The organism is Pseudoalteromonas sp. Z9A5, from assembly GCF_011378875.1.
Lineage (GTDB): Bacteria > Pseudomonadota > Gammaproteobacteria > Enterobacterales > Alteromonadaceae > Pseudoalteromonas.
The window spans coordinates 1-20078 of the sequence record NZ_WTLC01000023.1; the positions used below are offsets into that span (position 1 = coordinate 1).

21 protein-coding genes are annotated in these 20078 nt (G+C 37.3%); 9 read left to right on the forward strand and 12 right to left on the reverse strand.

Annotation, left to right across the window (positions count from 1 at the left end; translation table 11 throughout):
• Window positions 1-155: 155 nt before the first annotated feature.
• The 8 genes from GQR56_RS12715 to GQR56_RS12750 all read right to left on the reverse strand — a co-directional run bounded on the left by GQR56_RS12715 (window position 156) and on the right by GQR56_RS12750 (window position 8236).
• The gene (locus GQR56_RS12715) at window positions 156-1139 is read right to left on the reverse strand and encodes a Rieske 2Fe-2S domain-containing protein (protein WP_166112061.1); all 984 of its coding nucleotides are present in this window, start codon (window positions 1137-1139) and stop codon (window positions 156-158) included.
• A complete protein-coding gene (locus GQR56_RS12720) occupies window positions 1136-2248 on the reverse strand; it encodes a hypothetical protein (protein ID WP_166112064.1) in 1113 nt (370 codons plus the stop codon). Before GQR56_RS12720 ends, GQR56_RS12715 begins: the two co-directional genes overlap by 4 nt.
• Window positions 2238-3392: an ATP-grasp domain-containing protein gene (locus GQR56_RS12725; RefSeq protein ID WP_166112067.1), complete on the reverse strand. Its 1155-nt coding sequence runs from the start codon at window positions 3390-3392 to the stop codon at window positions 2238-2240. Before GQR56_RS12725 ends, GQR56_RS12720 begins: the two co-directional genes overlap by 11 nt.
• Entirely contained in the window at window positions 3385-4671 is a 1287-nt protein-coding gene (locus GQR56_RS12730) for a F390 synthetase-related protein (protein ID WP_166112070.1), read from the reverse strand. The genes GQR56_RS12725 and GQR56_RS12730 overlap by 8 nt, the downstream gene beginning before the upstream one ends.
• The gene (locus GQR56_RS12735) at window positions 4655-5488 is read right to left on the reverse strand and encodes an MBL fold metallo-hydrolase (protein ID WP_166112073.1); all 834 of its coding nucleotides are present in this window, start codon (window positions 5486-5488) and stop codon (window positions 4655-4657) included. Before GQR56_RS12735 ends, GQR56_RS12730 begins: the two co-directional genes overlap by 17 nt.
• On the reverse strand, window positions 5481-6455 hold the full coding sequence (locus GQR56_RS12740) for an NAD-dependent epimerase/dehydratase family protein (protein WP_166112076.1): 975 nt from the start codon (window positions 6453-6455) through the stop codon (window positions 5481-5483). The genes GQR56_RS12735 and GQR56_RS12740 overlap by 8 nt, the downstream gene beginning before the upstream one ends.
• Window positions 6455-7444, reverse strand: coding sequence for a 3-oxoacyl-[acyl-carrier-protein] synthase III C-terminal domain-containing protein (locus GQR56_RS12745; RefSeq protein WP_166112079.1), 990 nt, complete (start codon window positions 7442-7444; stop codon window positions 6455-6457). Before GQR56_RS12745 ends, GQR56_RS12740 begins: the two co-directional genes overlap by 1 nt.
• Before the next feature lie 372 nt (window positions 7445-7816).
• The gene (locus GQR56_RS12750) at window positions 7817-8236 is read right to left on the reverse strand and encodes a hypothetical protein (protein WP_166112081.1); all 420 of its coding nucleotides are present in this window, start codon (window positions 8234-8236) and stop codon (window positions 7817-7819) included.
• Between the two features lie 203 nt (window positions 8237-8439).
• On the opposite strand from GQR56_RS12750, the gene GQR56_RS12755 reads away from it, so the two are divergent.
• The 4 genes from GQR56_RS12755 (at window position 8440) to GQR56_RS12770 (ending at window position 11219) form a co-directional block, all read left to right on the forward strand.
• Window positions 8440-9738, forward strand: coding sequence for a M20 family metallopeptidase (locus GQR56_RS12755; RefSeq protein WP_166112084.1), 1299 nt, complete (start codon window positions 8440-8442; stop codon window positions 9736-9738).
• A 307-nt stretch (window positions 9739-10045) separates the two neighbouring features.
• Window positions 10046-10459 (forward strand): GFA family protein, encoded by a 414-nt coding sequence (locus tag GQR56_RS12760; protein WP_024612346.1) that lies wholly within the window; start codon window positions 10046-10048, stop codon window positions 10457-10459.
• A 13-nt stretch (window positions 10460-10472) separates the two neighbouring features.
• Complete coding sequence (locus GQR56_RS12765) at window positions 10473-10919, forward strand: Rid family detoxifying hydrolase (protein ID WP_024612347.1); 447 nt, start codon at window positions 10473-10475, stop codon at window positions 10917-10919.
• A gap of 78 nt (window positions 10920-10997) precedes the next feature.
• On the forward strand, window positions 10998-11219 hold the full coding sequence (locus tag GQR56_RS12770; RefSeq protein WP_024612348.1) for a hypothetical protein: 222 nt from the start codon (window positions 10998-11000) through the stop codon (window positions 11217-11219).
• On the opposite strand, the gene GQR56_RS12775 is transcribed toward GQR56_RS12770, so the two are convergent.
• A complete protein-coding gene (locus tag GQR56_RS12775) occupies window positions 11199-12404 on the reverse strand; it encodes an MFS transporter (protein ID WP_166112087.1) in 1206 nt (401 codons plus the stop codon). The genes GQR56_RS12770 and GQR56_RS12775 overlap by 21 nt on opposite strands.
• A 105-nt stretch (window positions 12405-12509) precedes the next feature.
• On the opposite strand from GQR56_RS12775, the gene GQR56_RS12780 reads away from it, so the two are divergent.
• Window positions 12510-13313, forward strand: coding sequence for a helix-turn-helix transcriptional regulator (locus GQR56_RS12780; protein ID WP_166112090.1), 804 nt, complete (start codon window positions 12510-12512; stop codon window positions 13311-13313).
• A 7-nt stretch (window positions 13314-13320) separates the two neighbouring features.
• Here the strand turns inward: GQR56_RS12780 and GQR56_RS12785 are convergent, their stop codons facing one another.
• The 3 genes from GQR56_RS12785 to GQR56_RS12795 form a co-directional block, all read right to left on the reverse strand.
• Window positions 13321-15381, reverse strand: a complete 2061-nt coding sequence (locus GQR56_RS12785) for a TonB-dependent receptor (RefSeq protein ID WP_166112092.1) — start codon at window positions 15379-15381, stop codon at window positions 13321-13323.
• A gap of 74 nt (window positions 15382-15455) precedes the next feature.
• Window positions 15456-16112 (reverse strand): YoaK family protein, encoded by a 657-nt coding sequence (locus GQR56_RS12790; protein WP_166112095.1) that lies wholly within the window; start codon window positions 16110-16112, stop codon window positions 15456-15458.
• A gap of 33 nt (window positions 16113-16145) precedes the next feature.
• Window positions 16146-16844, reverse strand: a complete 699-nt coding sequence (locus GQR56_RS12795) for a transporter substrate-binding domain-containing protein (RefSeq protein WP_166112098.1) — start codon at window positions 16842-16844, stop codon at window positions 16146-16148.
• A gap of 122 nt (window positions 16845-16966) precedes the next feature.
• On the opposite strand from GQR56_RS12795, the gene GQR56_RS12800 reads away from it, so the two are divergent.
• From GQR56_RS12800 to GQR56_RS12815, 4 genes are all read left to right on the forward strand, one after another.
• Complete coding sequence (locus tag GQR56_RS12800; protein WP_024612353.1) at window positions 16967-17215, forward strand: TIGR03643 family protein; 249 nt, start codon at window positions 16967-16969, stop codon at window positions 17213-17215.
• Between the two features lie 76 nt (window positions 17216-17291).
• Window positions 17292-17660, forward strand: coding sequence for a hypothetical protein (locus tag GQR56_RS12805; RefSeq protein WP_024612354.1), 369 nt, complete (start codon window positions 17292-17294; stop codon window positions 17658-17660).
• Window positions 17661-17683: 23 nt separating this feature from the next.
• The gene (locus GQR56_RS12810; RefSeq protein WP_166112101.1) at window positions 17684-18763 is read left to right on the forward strand and encodes an endonuclease/exonuclease/phosphatase family protein; all 1080 of its coding nucleotides are present in this window, start codon (window positions 17684-17686) and stop codon (window positions 18761-18763) included.
• Between the two features lie 435 nt (window positions 18764-19198).
• Window positions 19199-19912, forward strand: a complete 714-nt coding sequence (locus GQR56_RS12815; protein WP_166112104.1) for a hypothetical protein — start codon at window positions 19199-19201, stop codon at window positions 19910-19912.
• Window positions 19913-20078 lie beyond the last annotated feature (166 nt).

Consider the following 20078-nt stretch of genomic DNA (forward strand, 5'->3'; position numbering starts at 1 on the left):
TAAATAGCTGAATATCAAGCATGAGAATGCTCCTTGAAAAAAGGAGTATAAGATCATACTTTTAAGTCAAGGTAAAGTTCGTGATCTTGCCCTGATTAATACTTTGATTCTTTTATTTACTTGCCTACTACTTCGTTTAAAATTTATATATTACGTTAAAGCATAATTTCCAATTTAACATTACATTCTTCAATAGTGCCTTCGTACGTTTTTTCGATATAGCGTCGCATAATATCTGTTTTTCTAACAATAGGTTTAAAGTTGGGATTTTCAGTAAGCGATTTATGCTGCAACTCAAGCACTTTTTTATCTTGATGTAATACTAAAAATTGAAATGGAGCTAAAAGTAATGCTTTTACTATAAAAGGAACTTTCGACTTTTTAAGGTAGGTCCGCAAAATTAATTTACATGCTCCCTCTCTCTCTTCAATAATATAGATTACAACCGACATCTCAATCGCGTTATCTGCAGTAATATATTCAAGTTCAATTATGCCTGGTTGCCTTATTCGACCAATACCTTTGGTAATCTGGCTCCCAAACAAGCGGCTTAAAATACCCGTTTGCTGTCTATCTTCTATATAGCTAGCTTCATAACCATCAATTACATTTTGCACGGTTACAGTGCATCGGTTTTTTAGTTTTGACGATCTGATTATGCCGGTGTGAATAGAGTGAGTATGCAGCGCGTCTAAAAAGTTTTCGGCTATTTCTATTTTATTAGCGTTAATTGTTTTTACTACTGTTGCATGCTCATGAGTAGGGGGAAGCATAGGGGTAAACAGTTCACTACAGCTGAATTTATTGCGACTTAGCCATATTAGCCCATCGTATTCCTTAGCATAGAATAAAGTTAATACTGGGGATGAATAAGACTTAAAGTTAGGATCTCCTGGTACATCAATTAATACGCCTTTATCGTTGAACTGCCAGCCATGATACATGCATTTTATATTTCCTTTTTTAACGCACCCCTTCGATAAAGGTACGCCTCTGTGCGGACACGCATCTAAAAATGCACTTATGCCTTGTGATGTACGAAACAATACAACATAACTTTCATCAAAACATACTCTTATAGGTTTTCTTTCTCCTAACTCTTTAGATACTGCAACAGGTAATATTGTTTTGTGTTTCATAATTTGTAACGTTTTACGATAGGGATGAATATATGCTTTAACAGCACTTGTAATACTTGCCAAATCAATCTTCTACCAAATAATAGATGTTTAGAATAGATTGCTGAATATTCAATATAAGGAGTGGCACCACGTAATAATTTAAATTTTGATGCGCCAGAGCTTGCGTTAAAAACGAGGTTTTTGTCTTCTGTATATTGCAGTGTAGATATTACTAATAATCGATATAAACCTAATTTAGTTGGTTTTTTTGTATCATACCCAACGATAGGTAAAGTAACGACTCCATCTATTTCAAATCGTCCGCCAACCGCATCTAAAACCCCATTCTTGTCACGAAAACCTTCAATGTAAAAGTTTGGATGCTCAATAATCATTTCGATATAAGAGTGGGTGAATTTAGGATTATGTTGCGAGTACTTTTCTATATACAGTGCATTATAAAGTTCAACAATTCTGGGTATGTCACTAGGTAGTATTTTATTTTGAGGCACATAGCAATAGTCTGTTTTATTTAAAAGCTTTCTATCCATTTTGTAATTATGAGTTTTCGAAAAGTCGTTAATTCTCTTATCAAAAATATATACTTGGCGTGTGGGTATAAGCTCAAAGCCCAGCTCTAAAAAGTACTCAATTAAATTTCTATTCGTGTAATAGTTTAAAGAGCGATACATTAATAAATGAGTAGGGTAGTTAGCTACTAGCGTTTTTTTTGATTCATTAATATGTGTTTTTTTTAACGATGCAGGAAATAGATTGGTAGAAAGCAGCCAATTATTAACCTGACAAATTTTATTTATTTTTGACTTTTTTAAAATGATATCAAAAATGTAAATTAGCCCATTTACAGCGTATTGAATAAAAATCGAATCGACTTTTTCTAGCTCTTCTTTGCAATAAGGTACTAATGCAGTGTAAGGAGAGCAAACATAACTATTTTGATAATCAGAGTCGTTAATTGTTATCGGTAATGCAAGGCTACTTGATACGCTTAGCTCATCCATTTTTGTTACAACATTACTAATATGGCATAAATACGGGTTGTTAAAACTTGAAATATAATGGCTAACAGCTTGTTTTGAATAAAGGGGAGGCGTTTTATTGATCATCAAAGTCTTCTCCATCCCATTCTATATCAAACGTAGAAGCCGCTCTTAGTGATGTGAGTGTTTTAATAGATATGGTTATAATTTCAAATAATGAAAGCAATGAAAATAAAATAAATGAACGATCGTTTTTTACAGATATAACATCAGTCGCTGCTTGATAATCGCTTTTCCATTGTTTGAATTGCGCGTTCTTTAAAGCGATAGGCAAACCAATTAATAACATGGCAAGTGTGATCATTTTAGGTGTTTTAAATTCATTTTCACACGTAGGTGTATGTCTTTTCTCCAAAAAGGCAGACGATAAAGAGTTTGCTGATAGTAAGTGCAGCCCACTAGTTGCCCGAGGGTTGCATTCTAATAGATAAATATTTTGTGCATTCTCAATTACATCAAAACTTATTTGTCCTGTAATATTATTTTTTTTACAAAATGCTTTTATTGCCACCGAAATTTTTTTATTAATAACAGGCGTAAAATAAATACCCGCTCCCATTTTTACCTTGTGCTTTGAGGTATAGATACTATCAAATAAAACGACACCATTATTAGCGATAGCGTAAGAGCTATATTCAATGCCTTTAACTTTATTTTGAATAATAAATTGCTGTTCTAATTGCTTATCAACAAGGGTTAGCACGTCACAAAAATTAGGCTCAATTAATACGCCAGTACCAAACCTACAAAACTCTTTTTTAATTACTTGCTCCTTGTAGATTTTTTTAGCTAATAAAGCTGCACCACTTAATATTTTAGTATTTGGGTTGCTGAATCCTGTATTTTTAGCTGCACAATAAATAGCGTGCTTACTATGTAACTTTTTTATTAAATTAAAATCAGGGCAAAAAATAGTACTGTGAGGTTCTAAGTCGGGTTTAACTGCCGAAATATAAAATACTTCTTCGCATGTTGGTATTACTACGTCGATATTATATTGTTTTAAAATAGATTTTATGTCGTTTTTAAATAGCAGCAGTGACGCTTTTGGAGCCGTAATACGAAATGTTTTTTTTACACATTTTGAGTGCTTAGCAAGTGGAAATGCTAAAGAGTCAGCCATGTAAATAATGTGTCCATCACGAAATAAGTTTCTAGCTAACTCTAAAGCGACAGGGGCTCTGGCACCGGTAATTAAAAAGTTAGCCATTAAACAACCTCACTACTCTGCGTTGCTTTTCCATACCTACTTTGAGTGGTATTGCTTTGAAAGTATATTCTGGGGATATTACTGATAACCGTAGGCAAAGATTATCTAAACCTTGAGTAATATTATTAATTATTTTTGGTGTTAATGGATGAATCTCAATGAGTACTTTATTTTTATCTGTTTGTGTAAGCTTGTAATGTTCAATCTCATTGGAGCTAGAAATAATAGTATTACGAATATAGTCAGAAAACACATCGACGTCGGCACCTGTAATCCCTTTAAACTTTAGTACATCATCACAACGGCCTTCAATATTTTTGATTCGGGTCATTGCAGAGCCGCATTCACAAGGTGTAGTGTCTTCAATTAATACGTCATCAAGTAAGTATCTAACAACCGGTTGTGTTGTCCTTCTTAAATCCGTCACTATGGGACTAAAGCGACCTGTTGATTTATCAAGCCATTGTTTTTCAATTATGCAGGTGTCTTCATTTAAGTGTAAATTACCAGCGGAGCAACTCGCGGCTAAAAAACCTTCTGTGCATTGGTATATTTGTTCTACCTTAATATTAAAGCGTTGCTCAATAATTTGCCTGTCTTCATGCTCAAGTACTTCTGCAACGGCTATTACTCTGCTTGGTGAAATACGGGTAGGGCTTTGTGCAATTCGTCTTAATACACTGCCTGGGGCTATTAAAAGTGTCGGAGAAAAATTATTAAGTTCATCAATGTTTGCGCTAATGCCATTTATTAAATCAAAAAATTGAAAGCTAATCATTAATCCATTAGCACTTTGATACAAGTTATTATTAGCTCTTAAAAAAAATGCAACGCGGTGTTTTTTAATCGATAAAGGCAACATTTTACCAATAATATATCCAACCCATTGCGCTTGTTCTTGCTCACTAACTACAAATAAGCCTCTGTTACCACTAGTACCCGACGATAATCCAACGCTAAATCCTTTGTATTCTGGCTTAAAGTTTCGAGAACGCTCTGATTGAATAGCGATATTTAATGCATCTTCTTTTACCAATTCTTGTGTATTAATCGTATCAAAGTTATTCATATGAATAGCTTTATTAATAACAGGAAACTGAGCTAAATTATCTGTTGAATATAATGAGTAAAAACTCGATTTAACGAGCACATTGCGTCGAAAAGCGTTAAATGCTTTTAATTGCATTTTATCAATTTTTTCTCGAGATAAATGCTTCCCTCTTTTTGCTAATATGTACCCTTTTAAAAAAGCGAGTAGCCTTTTAACTTTGTTGATCACGGCAATACTCTTTAAATGAAAGCTCACAATGAGAAGGGATTATTTTTATATCTTTGCTATTACCGTAAAGCTGCCCTAAAGAATCAAGTGTTTCAATATACGCTTTGCGGCTATCCATAATTAAATAAGCTAATGGATTGGGGTATAAGCTTTTCTCGTATGCATCTTTTGTCCAAGCAGCATCGCCTACCAAAAAGGTGCCTGCTTTTGTACCAGTACAAAATAATCCATAATGTCCTGCAGCATGACCTGGCAGATTTATCGCAAATAAAGACCCATCATTAAAAATATCAAAACCACTGTGAAATGGGCGCAGCTTTTGAGTTAACGCAGTTGGTTTTAAATCTTCAATAAAAGAGCAGCGTTTATGAAAATCAGTAGGAATTAATTTTTTTAAATAACCCTTAATTAAACCGCTTAACTTTCCTAGTTTCATAATTTCGGTAAATGCGACCTTAGAACAAATAAACTTAGCATCTGGGAAGTCTAATAACCCTGCAATATGATCAGCGTGAAAATGCGAGATAAAAATATATTTTATATCTGAAGGATGTATTCCGTTACTAATTAATTGTTCGGTTAATTGCTCTTTACAGCCTAGTTTCATCGGTGTAAGTATACTGTAAGCCTTTTCGGGGAAGCGTTTTGTTACATTGCTAAAGCGTTTAGCATAGCCTGTATCAAATAATATAAGCCCCTTTGTAGGGTGCCTTATTAATCCAACATGCGCCGGAAACTTCATTTTACTTAAATTACAATTGCCAAGCACCATCGCTTCGGGGTGCCAACAATGGCCCACTTTATATAACTCAAGCACGATCAGCCTCCCATTTTAGGTAATTATCTACAGCATCTTCAATTGAATAAGACGGCTTATATCCAAGCCTGCTTTTTGCTTTATCAATATTTAATATCTGGGTGTGAGCCAATAAACCAACGCCGTACATTGTTAATCTTGGTTCACCTTTGTTCATTAATTTTGCATTTTTTTCGAGTAACCATGCAGCTGCAAAAATTAACTTATAGGGTAATTTTATATATTTAACTTTTTTGTTTTTAAGTGCTAGGTTAAGTAAATCTTTTACTTTCATGGGCTGGTCGTTCGAAATATTAAAAATTTCACCATTTAAATTATCTACAGTTGCACACAATATTAAGGCTTTAACAACATTCTTAACGTAGGTTACATCAACAATGGCTTCGCCGTTATTAAGTAGCGGAAAATAGCCATTTTTTGCAACGCGAAGCAAGCGTGGCATTATTGATTCATCACCATCACCAACAATCCCTCTTGGTCTTACTACAACAACATTAACTTTATTTTTTGCTTTTAAAACGACTTGTTCACCAAGGTATTTTGTTTTTGCATAATCGTTGGCAAAACAACGAGCAACAGGGTGATTTTCACTAATGTTTACTTCATTTTTATATTCAAAATAAACACTCGTTGACGAAACATACACTAACTTTTTAATATTATATTTTTCGCAGCATGTAATTATATTTTTAGTGCCTTGCACATTAACACTATAAAAATCTGTGTATTTCCCCCAAACCGATGATAAAGCCGCGCAGTGAAAAACCACATCGGCGTTTTCAAATACTACATCTAAGCTTTTGCTATCTGCAATGTCTACGGATCTATATTCAAGATTGGTTGATGAGGTGTGGGCTATGTGCGAAACGTTTCTAGCTAAAACAATTACCTGCCAATTTAATGCTGTAAGTACTTTAACTAAGTGGCTTCCTAAAAAACCGGTACCGCCAGTTATAATCGCTTTCATTAAAGCTCCATAATAAGCCCGCCAAGGCTTAATCCTGCAGACGTGCCAATTATTAATATTTTGTCGCCACTTTTAACCGCTCGATGTTTAAATAGCTCATTCATTGCAGTGGGAATAGATGCCGCTATTTGATTTCCTCTTTCGCTCAAAATATTAATTAATTTATGCTCTGGCACACCTAAGCGCTTTTTTAAATGCTCTAATGCTAAGTTACTTGCCTGATGTGGGACTATCCAATCTATATCGTTTAATTCAACATTTGCTTTACCCAGCAGCTTATTTAAAAATGCAGGCATAACTTTTGCTGTTAAGCGATATGCAATTTTTCCATGCATTTCAAATAAACCGTATTTTTTATAATCTTCGTCAATAATTTTACTCGGATGATACGTACTGCCACCACCACGAATTTGGCACGACTCATAACCTTCACTATGGGTTTCAAGGTGGCTGCCTAGTACTCTTTGGCTTGTGTTACTCGATTGCCCAATGATGATAGCTGCGGCACCATCACCAAACATTCCGCCAACTTCGGAGTCATTCCAATCTATACCAACAGACGCTATTTCGGATGAAACTAATAAAATGTTTTTATACGTCGCGTTTTGAATTAAAGCATTAGCAACATTAATTGCAGCAACAGCACTGAGGCAAGTCATATTAATGTCGAACGTGGGAATGGGGGCTTTTAAACCAAGTAACCGATGAAGATTAGCGCCATTATAGGGAATGGCTTGCTCCATAGTTCCAGAGGCTGAAATGATGCAATCAATATCAGTCAAATCAAAATTAGCATGTGTGAGTGCTTCTTTAACTGCTTTAACGCCAAGCTCGCCCGCAGTTTCGTTACTTGAATAACGCCTTTGCTTTATACCTGTTCTTATTTCGGTTGTACCTAGCGGTTCACCCCGAAAAGTGTCAATTTCGCAAGAGCTCACAATCCTACTTGGGTTAGCGATCCCAATTCCTTTTATCGTTACACCAATCATATTTTACTCATTACAGGTTCGTGCAATAAGTGCTTACCTACAGATTGAGCACTTAGCTATCACTTAAAAAATACATTGTGACTATAAAACAATGACAAAGCACGATACCAGATTTATACATTAAATAAAGTGGGTTAAAACCGCTCTGTGTTTGAAGGCATATCACTGCGTAATAAAATAAATTGAAAATATCGAGATGCGAAAGTGATATGGCAATAGAGTTATATAAATAACCATGTAAGTGTTAATAACTACGCGGGGATAAAGGACTTAAAATTATTTGAATTTAAGAGGAAATATAGAGATATAAATTTTTAATAACAATGAGATAAAGCGATAACAGTGTTATCGCTTTATAAATTTATCTACTAACTACCTACCAGCGACTTCTTTTTGTCCTTTAAACCACTTGTAGGTATCTGGGTAATCAAATACTAAAGATACAAAATTAGTAATAAATAGTGCCCATAAAAAAGCACTATAAATCCCATCGCTTAAAGGCAGCGCACTGTAAATAACCCCCAGCATTATTGTCCATGGCAATAAATGCGGTAAAGCCATCAATCTCGAGAAGCCTCGGTTATAAATCATTACAAATAAATTAGGCAGTAAGCCCGCGTAAGCAAGGCATGTTATTAATAAACCAGAAGTGTTGTTAATAAAGTAAAGGGTAAGCATATTAATAGGTGCAAGCCATAACCCTACCCAAATTTTCACCCAATTAGGTAATGTTAAAAATGATTGCCAAATATCAATTAATAAACTGTTTTTTTGAGCTGGTGATGAAGGCATTAATAATTCCAATAAATAATACGGTAGTTCAAATAGCTATTTATAGTGCGATTATAAAGAGGTTTGGCTGAACATACTTGAAAAGTACAAAAGTTAATATTTTTCTTAATGAGAATCTCAATTTACTTTTTTAATTTGTACGCATATATTAAAAATACAAAAGTCGTTGCTGGCTTAATTACAATAAAAATAAAGGATGGAACATGAAACGCTCATTAATTTCACTCGCAATAGGATTCGCCGCATTTAGTACTTTCAACGCAAACGCAAACGCAAACTTAGACCAGCAAGTAAAAAGCGTGGAGCAGCAAGTTATAAAGTGGCGACGCGATTTTCATCAAAATCCAGAGCTTGGCAATCGCGAAACGCGTACCGCCGGTATAGTCGCTAAACATTTAAAAGCACTCGGTATGCAAGTACAAACCGACATTGCTTATACTGGTGTTGTTGGTATTTTAAAAGGCGGTAAACCAGGTCCAACCGTTATGTTACGCGCCGATATGGATGCACTTCCAGTAACCGAAAAAGCCGATGTAGAATTTAAATCAATCAAAACGACTAATTATCGCGGCGTTGATGTAGGTGTTATGCATGCGTGTGGGCACGATACCCACGTAGCTATGTTAATGGGCGCCGCAGAAGTACTTGCCAATATGAAAGACGAATTACATGGCAACGTTATGTTTGTTTTTCAACCGGCAGAAGAGGGCGCACCACAAGGGGAGGAAGGTGGTGCTGAGCTTATGCTAAAAGAGGGAATATTTAAAAAATATAAACCCGATGCTGCATTTGGTCTACATATAACGTCAGGTCTGCACAGCGGGCAAATTGGCTATCGAAGTGGTCCAGCAATGGCTAGCGCTGATAGTTTTGAAATTACTGTGCATGGACGTCAAGCGCATGGCTCTGCACCTTGGACAGGGGTTGATCCTATTGCAGCCGCTGCGCAAATAGTAACGGGCGTAAACCATATTGTAAGTCGTCAAATTAATATCACTAAAGAGCCGGCAATTATCTCATTTGGAAAAATAGCTGGTGGTGTTCGTAATAATATTATTCCTGAAGAAGTTGAAATGGTAGGCACTATTCGTAACTTTGATATGGACAATCGCGCGCAAATATTTGAAAAAATTAAAACTACAGCAACACATATCGCTAAATCATCAGGTGCTACAGCTGATGTACATATTCACGAAGGTTACCCTGTAACAGTTAACAACCCAGAGTTAACGGCAAAAATGCTACCAACCTTAGAGAGAGCAGCAGGTAAGAATAACGTAATCGAAATGGATAAAATAACAGGCGCAGAAGACTTCTCGTTTTATGCACTTGAAATACCAAGTGTATTTGTATTTTTAGGCGGTACTCCTGCTGAACAAGACTTAGCAACCGTTGCAAGTAACCACTCTCCGTATTTTTATGCCGACGAATCATCATTTAAAGTAGGAACCAAAGCGCTTAGCTTATTAGCTATTGACTATCTAAACACCCATAAAAAATAGTTTTAATGCACCACGTTACGCATTAGCCTAACGTGGTATTGCTGTTTTATTTAAAAGGTTTCATCATGTTTTTAGCGGCTGCTCAAATTTTAAAAACATTATAAGGCATTAAAAAACCAACCGAAGATATAAAGAAGCGGTAAATGTTTTTATAAATTATTAAAAATAATGAATCGTTATTGCCGGTCTTTATATCCGAGTTCAATCTTTGTAAGTGCTTGTGGCTCAAATGCGCAGCAATTTACATGAAAATCATTCAGAATATTTAAAGTATATTTAATCATCATAAGCATTAAGGGTCTAAATAGTGAAAATTACAGGAAGCTGCTACTGCGGCGATATAAAATACCAAGCTACAACGCAGAACAATAATGCACTAGTGTGCCATTGTAGCGATTGCCAACGTATGTCGAGCGGTCCATTTAGAGCCGTTATAGTTGCAGATCCAGATAGTGTTGTGTTTACTCATGGCGAGCCTAAAGAGTATGTAAAAACGGCGCAAAGCGGTAACAAGCGCGCTCAAGGTTTTTGCGGCAATTGTGGTACAACACTTTATGCTACAAATGCAGAAAAAGAAGGTCGTGTTTATGGGCTGCGTATTGGTGCGGTTGATCAGCGCGATGAGTTTAAACCGTCTGCACAAATTTGGTCTAAATCAACGCTTACATGGTTAAATAATTTACACGAAGTTCCTGCTTTTGAAACCACACCACAAAAGTAAAGTGAATCAAATAATGAACACACTGATAAAAACAGTTTTTATAGCAAGTTCGCTAATCACCTGTAATGCTTTTGCAACATCGAGTAATGTCGAATTTTTAAATACAGGTAAAGCGAACCCTAACTTACCATTTTCGCAAATAGTAAAATCTGGTAATACACTTTATATGTCGGGGCAAATAGGTATAAACCCTGCAACAGGTAAGTTGGCTACAGGCGGTTTTGAAGGTGAGACTAAGCAAACGCTTGAAAATATTAAACGTACTTTAGAGCAGCATAACTACAGTATGAGTAATATAGTTAAGTGTACGGTTATGCTTACTGATATAAACGACTTTAAAGCGTTTAATGCTATTTATACCCAGTATTTTAATGCGCCGTATCCTGCTCGTAGTGCTTTTGCTGTTAATGCGTTAGCGCTTGATTCGTTAGTAGAAGTTGAGTGTATAGGCGCACTTTAAATTTAAAAGTGAGTTTTTCTGAAATTTTATTAGTTAAACGGCTGTCTATTTGAATAGTTACACAACAGAGGAAAGATCATGTGTAGTTCACCAAAAAGCAGCCGTGCAGTAAATAAAACAGTAATAAATTTTAATGACGAGTTAACGCAAGAGCAACGTTTACGTTTTGCTGCAAAAGCTAATTTAGCGCAAGAGCGTCGTGAGCAGCGCGAAGCGACGAATAAACGCTATGAGCAAAAGCACGCGAGTAGTAAACCTTCATCTGGTTTATTTTCATGGTTACAACAACTCGTTAGCTGATTTAGCCAAAGTGGTATTTTTACCACTGCCTAAACCGCATAATGCACACAATACTCCAGCAATAGCGCATAACCACAATGGCGCACTCCAGCTTCCCGTAGTTGTGTTTAATGCACCAGCCAGCATAGGTCCAATTGCTGCAAGTAAATACCCTACACTTTGCGACATGCCCGAAAGCGAAGCCGCTTGTTGCGAATCATCGGTTCGTAAACTAATAAACGACAGCCCCAATATAAAACACGCTCCAGAGCAAAAACCCAGCATTAAGGTCCACACAAAGGCAAAGTTAGGCATGTAAAGTAGCCCCAATGCACTAAGTGCACTCAGCATGGCTAAAATAAAGCTAAGCGCGCTTTGATCTTTTAATCTGGCAAGTAGCGGAATTAATATTAAACCAGGCAATGCAGTCGCTATTTGAAAAGCACCATGATAAGCACCCGCTTGGGTAGCTGAGTGACCGGTTTCGGTTAATATGCTTGGTAACCACGTAATAATTATATAATTTAAAAAAGAGTTTAAACCCAGTAACAAGGTAATTTGCCATGCTAGTAAATAACGCCATACACTTTTAGAAGTGTCAGAGTGCTGAGCAATATTCGCAGGTTTTGTATGCTTACTTAATTGCGACATCCATACAATAATACTCGCCAAGGTAATAATGGCTGATGAACCCAGTGCAAGCTGCCATCCTAACCCGTTTAGTTGGCTAAGGGGGAATACTAAAGTAGAAAATCCACCCGATACAACGCCCATAGTAAGTACGTAGGCAGAGGTCATTAACGCAATCTTAGCAGGAAAGTCGCGCTTAATTAGGCTTGGTAATAATACGTTTGCTATAGCAATACCTACACCAATAATAGCGGTGCCTACAAAAAGCATGGCTGAGGTATTTATTACCCGCGCCGCAACCCCTGCAAGTATAAATAACAAAGCTACAAACAAGGTGCGCTCTAGCCCTTGCTTTTTAGCAAGAGTTGCAGCCATTGGCGATACAACCGCAAAGGCAATGAGTGGTAATGTTGTTAAAAACCCAGCTTGTGATGCGCTAAGCCCAAAGTGATTAATAATTTGTTCAAGCACAGGTGCAATACCTGTAAATGTGGCACGTAAATTTGCAGCAATAAGTAATATGCCAAGCACAAGTAATATGCCAGCAAAGCGTGATTTGGGTGTGTTATTTAACAAAAAAGATGCCATTAAAGCTAATATTTAATGGGCGCTAGTATAAAGGCTTAGCAAAAACTATAATTTAGATATAATGACATTAAATAACTAAAAACAGACAAAACTATGTTTGATGCAATTGGTTGGGACGACATTAAAAATTTTGAAACTATGGCGCAGTCCATAATAGCCAAAATAGAGCACGCCCATGCAAGTCACGAAATCCCTCTGCACACTCATCCAAAAGGGCAGTTAATTTTAGCGCTGCATGGTTATGTAACATGTGAAGTGTCGGCAAAAATGTGGATGGTGCCTACGCACAGTGCAATTTGGATCCCTGCAAAAAAGATTCACAGTAATAGGGCATCTGATAACGCAAAGCTCTGTCATTTATTTATTGATAGTAGCAAAAATGGTATGCCACTAAATACCTGTACGTTAGCTATTACGCCACTGGTTAAAGAGCTAATGTGTGAGTTGGCTGCGCATAATCAGCACTATGCTTTAAATAGTAAAACAGCACGTTTAGCGCAGGTGTTGTTTGATCAACTTATCGATATGCCCGTACAGCCACTTGATTTTGTATTATCTAAAAACGAGGTAATTCAAATAATGAGCGATCACCTTATAAACATGCCAAACAATCGAAAAACACTACCACAATGGGCTAAGCAGTTTGCATTAACTGAGCGCACATTAGCGCGGTTAATTAAAAAAGAAACCGGTATGACATTTGGAAAATGGCGTACGCAATTACATATAATTACAGCCTTAAAGGCGCTTTCTGATAAGCAAAGTGTGCAGCAGGTGTCGGAGTTACTTGGGTATGAGTCGGTGAGTGCATTTATTACTATGTTTAAAAAAGTGATGAAAAAGTCGCCCATGAAATACATGAGCGACTTAAATCAGTTAAATAAGCTTAGTCTTTAAATAAGCACTACCACGTATAAGTTGCCGAAAGCATGGCATTACGTGGTTTGCCAGGAAAGTACCTGTCGCCGGTAAAACTGGTGTAATCGGCGCGCTCTGCATAAGCCTCATTGGTTAAATTAATAATGCGGGCAAGCACTTCAAGATTACTAGTAACTTGCCACTGTGCGCGCAAGCTTAAAACATCATGCCCTTGGTATTTATTTAAGTTTTCTGGGTCGGTGTAGTAGTTACCAACACGATGCCATTGCAAAGCAAGTTGTGTATTGCTGAGTGCTTGCCATGTTAAATCAAGATTAGCAATATTGCGCGGCGCGGTATCTATGTCGTTGCCATTTATATTTAAACCATTAAGTACTTGGTTGTTAGTATAAGTATGCTTTGCGTGAGTGCCAGCAAAGTTAAGTGCAAGCGACTGCGTTAGCTGGTAGTCAAGCTCAAGTTCAATACCACGATGGCGAGAGCTGCCATTATTTACCGTAAAAAAGTCACTATCGCGGTAAATTGTGTTGTGTTTACTCATAGTGTAAACCGACACGCCATAACGTAGCTTTTCGTAAATTCCTTTAATTCCCAGTTCTGCATTATTGGCTATTTCAGCGCTTAAATTAGCTGTCGTTTGCATGCGCTCTAATTGATACAGCTCAGCGGCTTGTGGCGCTCTGTAACCGCGAGAAAAGTTCGCATAAAGCGTGTTATTTGTATTGTACTGATAACTCAACCCAAGCTTTGGCGATAAATTACTAAAGCTATTTTTCCCACTTTCAGGGCGACTGTATCGGCAGCCACCAAAGCCGCATTCTGTGCCATCGTCTTTTGTTCTACCAGCTAGCATATTATTGGTGTAGTCGTACTGCATATGCTCGTAGCGTACACCTGCAGTAAGTAACCATTTATTTAATTGCCAATCAATAGATGCAAAAGGCGCATAAAGCGTCGCGTTTACATCGTAATCGTAATGTTTACCTTGTGGCACTGTAGCAACTAAAAATGCAGAGCCCTGAGTTGGCTCATTTTGGCTTTGAGTAAAGTCGGCTTGCGTGTATTCGCCATCAAGCCCTAGGTTTACTTTTACATTACTTTGTAAATTATGTTGATAAAGCGATTGCACACCAAAGCCAGTTTGACTGTTTTTTTCAAGCGGTGTGCCGGGTAAAAAATGCTTAAAAAAGTCCATGCTTTGGTCACGAAAATATAACGTTGTGGAGAGCACATCATCGTTATTTAATTGCCATGTTGCGTTGCTCCATGCTCTAAATGCACGTGCTTTTCTAAATGCGTCAGGGTCAAAGTTTTTTTGCGCTAGGTCTTCGTTTTTATAGCTTTCAAAGCCTGTAATAAATCCCGCAGTTTGCTGATCTAGGTTTGTGTAAGTAAGCCCAGAGGTAAGTAATAAATTATTATTTGAATAGCGATGGCGAATATTTACTTTTTGTTGTTCTACGCTTTCGTCGTCGCGGTAACCGCTATCGTCGGTAACACTTGCGTTAATGCCTATGCCGCTGTTGCCGTAATCTTGCCCTGCGCGTAATTTATAGCGAGTATATCCGTACGAGCCATAGTCTAAACCAACTAAACCACCGCCTTGAGTAGTGTCGGGTGTTATTACATTAATAACACCATGCACAGCGTTTGAACCATAAAGTGCAGAGCCAGGGCCTTTTAGCACTTCAATACGCTGCGCCATTTCGCTGTGCGCTTCAAATAACTCGTTTATGTTACAAAACCCAGCGGCTCTCAGTGGTATACCATCTTCTAAGGTTAATATGCCACCACATGCGCCTGCGCCCGAAAGTACCGGAGAGCGCAATGCGGGTAAATACTCTTGACCATTTCCGCGTTGAATATTAGCACCTGCTACACGTTGCAGGGCTTCTTCAATATGTGTAGGCGCAATGCTATTTAGCTGCGCTTGCGTTAGTGTACTTATTGATAAAGGCAGTGGGGTCGACAACGCTTCAATACGTGATGCCGTGGTTGTTATGGTTTCTATTGCATCATTATTTTGATTGTTGGCAAACGCAGCGTGGCTAAAGGGTAATATCAGCGGCAAAAAATAAGGTTTCATACATTCCTTGAAAGTGATCTATATTGCATTGCCTCTATAATATGCGGTTTTTCTGTGCTTTTAAACTCGTTGCGTTAAAGCGTACGTAACCTATATATTTTGTATATAAAAGATAATACAAAGCACGCAGCCGCCGGAAATAATAACGCGAGCACTAAAAAGTACTCAAATAAAATATAACCAACAATTCCACCTAATAAAAAACCGCTAATAATGAGTAAAAATATAACGCACTTACGAGTATCAAATTGCTCACCTTTTAATGCTTTACCAATCATTAAACCAAGGTCGGTAAAAATACCGGTTAAATGTGTGGTACGTATAACTGCACCACTGTAATTAGTTGCTAGCGCATTTTGTAGTCCACACGCAGCAGACGTTAAAATAATACCGTAAACGAATGTGTTTTTAAGCAAATAAGCACTCGTCAGTAGCAGCAGTCCTTCAATAAACAGTAAGGTGTCGTAATGACGACCAAGTTTTAATGAGCCACCAGAGAGCAATAAGCCCGACAGCGCAGAACCCAACATAAAGCTAATAATTATTGAGAGTAGCAACAAGGCTGTGCTGGTGTTTGTTATTGCTTTAATACCAAGTAAAGTAACGGAGCCCGATACATGCGAAATAGCCTGATGTTCAAATCCTAATAAGCCTACCGCGTTAACGATGCCCGCTATAAATGCGAGTGTGAAAGCGCCGTACTCAACCCATTTTGGTAGTTTTTTAAACATGCGTTATTCCGTAAGTATTAATAGCTTATAAATTTAGTTATTTTTATGCTGTTGAGCTTTAAAGCGCTTTATTTGTTCATCAACTAATTTTGTATCAATTAAACCATGCTTAAAAGCAATGTAAGTAGGAAATGTAAACTCATTTAATTGCCGAGAATAAATATTCTTATATTCTTTTGAGTACCATAAACCTGCTTGATAGTTAGTTATCGCGTATTCAACACGGTTTTTTTCTAGTAGACCAAAGGTATCTTTTGTTGAGAGCGAGTGAATAAAATTATTATCATTAAGATTATATTTTGTAGCAATAACCTCAGGAACATCAACACCGCGTAGCATAGCTATTGTAGCGTGTGATAAATCGTCAGTGTGTAGTTTATCGTTGTTTAAAGTAAATAAACCATACTTAGTGGTATGCAAAGGTTCACTGGTAAAATCTAAATATTTTGCACGTTCTTGATTATTAGCCAAGGAGAAATAGCAATCGTAATAGTCTAGCGTCATTTCTTTTTTTACACGTGCCCAAGGTAAGTGAACAACGTCAATTTTTAAGTTTAAATTACGCTCAATAAACGTTAAGTATTCAATATCTAAACCCGTAAATGTATCTGTTTTTTCATCATATATAGTAAAAGGCGGGTAGTGAGTTGTTACGCAGCGCAGAGTTTTGCTTGGAGCAGCAAGTAATAACGAGGAAAAATTTAAAGCTAAAAAAAGTAATATTATACGCATAATTATAAATCTAATTCCCTTTGAGTTTGTAACCTGAATGCTAATTATACAGCTACTGGGCTTAATTGTATTGATCTAAGTATTTTTACCTAGCGTATAAGTTAAATTTTGTGAGATACACCATGTTTAACCCAGAGCAGCAGTCCCGCATTATTGAAATGGCGTGGGAAGATAGAACCCCTTACGAGGCAATAGAGCAGTTATACGGATTAAAGTATCCGCAGCTGGTGGTTTTTATGCGAGACAACGTTTCTAAAGGCAGTTTTAAAGTTTGGCGCAAGCGACACGCAGGTCGAAAAACAAAACATTTAAAACTGCGAGACCCCGCAATTATGCGAAGCCACTGCAAAACACAATATAAACAACGTTAAGTAGGTATTGGTTGTTTCATACGATGTTCAGCCATGTTTGTTAATCTTTAGCTATTAACTATATTAGAGATTATTTATGAGAATACCTATATATACAGCATTGGTAGCATTGGCTTTATTTTCAATAAGCGCAGATGCAAATCCACATAAAGATAAGCATAGTAATAAGCACAGCAATAAACATAGTAATAAGCACAGTAATAAGCACAACGATAATGACTACCTTTCTAAAAAAGAAGCAAAGCAGTTAATTCGCGCAGGCTGGACGCCACCAGGGCTGAGTAAAAGTTACCACAAGGGCGACTTTTTAGAACGCGACATATACAAACGAGGTAGAGTGATTGAACGCTCTAAAGCGAATGGTACAGTAAGTATTGAAATAGACCGTACAATAATCCACATGGTGCACGATACCCGACAAATACTTTCAATTTTAAGTCGCTAAATTAACTTTATAAGGATATTAAAATGCTCATTGCGCTGGCTATAATTATTGGCTTTTTTTTACTGGTTACCTTGTTACCAATGTCGTACAGCCAACACTACTTAGTGCGTAGCTGCGACTTTGTGCGCTTACAAGTATTTTACATTGCCAGCTTTGTAGCCGTTACTTCGTTGTTTTTATTATGGAAAAGTAGCGCAATAGGTTATGTCTTTATAGCCTTAACCTCATTGCTTATAATGGTTTTACAAGGTAAATGGATTTACCCGTATACGTGGCTTGCTAAAAAAGAAGTGCAAAGCGCACCAAAGCACATAGATCATAGCGTAAGAATTATGTCGGCAAATGTACTCATGTCGAACCACAAAAGTGAGCAGTTAATTAGCTTGGTTAACGAGCACCAACCCGACCTACTTATTACGCTTGAGAGCGATAGCTGGTGGGAAAATAAATTATCAGTCATTAAAAAAAATTACCCGTATTACATAGAATGCCCTAAAGATAATCGCTACGGCATGCATTTATACAGTAAGTTTAAAATACTTGATGCACAAATATGTGAGCTAATAGAGGAAGATATTCCCTCAATTCATATTTTGTTCGAAAACGACGACGGTCTGCAAATGCAAGGGCACTTTATTCATCCTGCACCGCCAAGCCCAACGGAAGAAGACTCGTCGCGTCCGCGCGACTCTGAGCTAATTATGGTGGCTAAAGCACTTAAAAATCCAACTCGTCCTACCATAGTTGCCGGTGACTTAAACGACGTAGCATGGTCGCGTAGCACGCGTTTATTTATGCAAATTAGCGGCTTATTAGACCCACGAAAAGGTCGCGGTTTTTACAATACATTTCATGCAAGTTACTTTTTTATGCGCTGGCCGCTCGATCACTTATTTCACAGCGAAGGCTTTAAAGTAAAGCGTATTAAGCGCCTAGCTAAATATGGGTCTGATCACTTTGCACTCCTTACTGAGCTTTCTTTTGAGAATGCCAATCAGCAGTCATTAGAAACTAAATCGGCAGAGCATAAGCAAGAAGAAATCCAAGAGCTTGCAATGAGTAAAGCAGATAAGCAAAAAGTACCGAGGTTTGAGAAGAAGTGATAGCTGCTAGTTCTAACTATTCGCCAATAAGTCTTAACTTGCACTAGCTCAGACCTTAACTGTCAGGTGTTTGACTAATAATATTTAATCAAACCTGACAGTCTCATAAGTGCCATAAGCGGACCTTGAGGCGTAACTCGCTTCTGCCCCAAAATTTGTTAGCAACGACGATTCGCTCAGTCTCGTTATGAAAGTTTGACATAGATTTTATCATCCATGCGGTGCCTCAAAGGTATAGGCTTTGTCAGGTTGACTAATGAGTTAGCATGAGATAAGTTATTGACTTGAGGCTAGATGGAAGCCTGCTCACTCCAATAAGGCAAACTCTTTCGAGAACCATAATCCTAAATTGTATATTTTGTTCTTATTTGTTTCGGCGGGAAGAAGAAAATTAGGAGTGGATTTACTTAGCTTTTCGTCTAGGGATCTAAGAACATGAATATTACTAAATCTTTCATTTCAAATATCAAAAAACGAGCTAAAAAAATTCAAGTTGATTCAGATATTAAGCATACCCAAGCACTTGAATTAGCTGCAAAAGAAGCTGGTTTTCCAAATTACTATGCACTATTACAGCATTCTAAAAAAGCTAACAACCACAAAGCTAACATAGTTAATGCAAATAAAGGTATGGATGGTGTTAATAAAGAATTCGCGATGGCTCAAGGCAATAGAGGTACGCAGCTTAATCCGAATCAGTACAGCTCTCTATTGGTGACATTTGATGATGATCTAATGGTCAATGAGTTAGAGTATGAAGGCACGACTCCCAAACTTATTAGACGTAACTTTAAGACCGAGTATCTCGATAAAGGTTTTGCAACTGATATAGGTGCAAGGATACTAAGTTTCGCTGAAGTTAAGCACCGTAACTTGGATATAGGTTACGGTTCAAGATTACACGAGTGGGGATACATCTGTGTTGAGTTCTTGCGAAACAAAAACAACCCTTGGACTATTGAAGACGCTAATAAAATTGCAAAAGAACGCATAGGATCTAAATTTGGCTCTTGCTACCGTGAATTCTTTTTCATCGATGGAAAATATGTAAATAACCACATCGATGATGAAAGAAATTTAGCGTTAGACCTCGGAGATGATATACAGTATTGCCCAGCAATTGATGGTTATCATGACAACTATAGCTAAATGCTAACTAACTTAATTAGTCCAGTTTAGAGTCAGCTGCTTCCTAGCTGGCTCACCTTTGCCCCATTGTGTGCTAGTACACTTTTTCTTTGCACTTTACGAATGCTTTTTCTAATCGTTGTGGTGTCTTGTGATGTGAGAGTTTACAAGAATATCGACGTGAGCT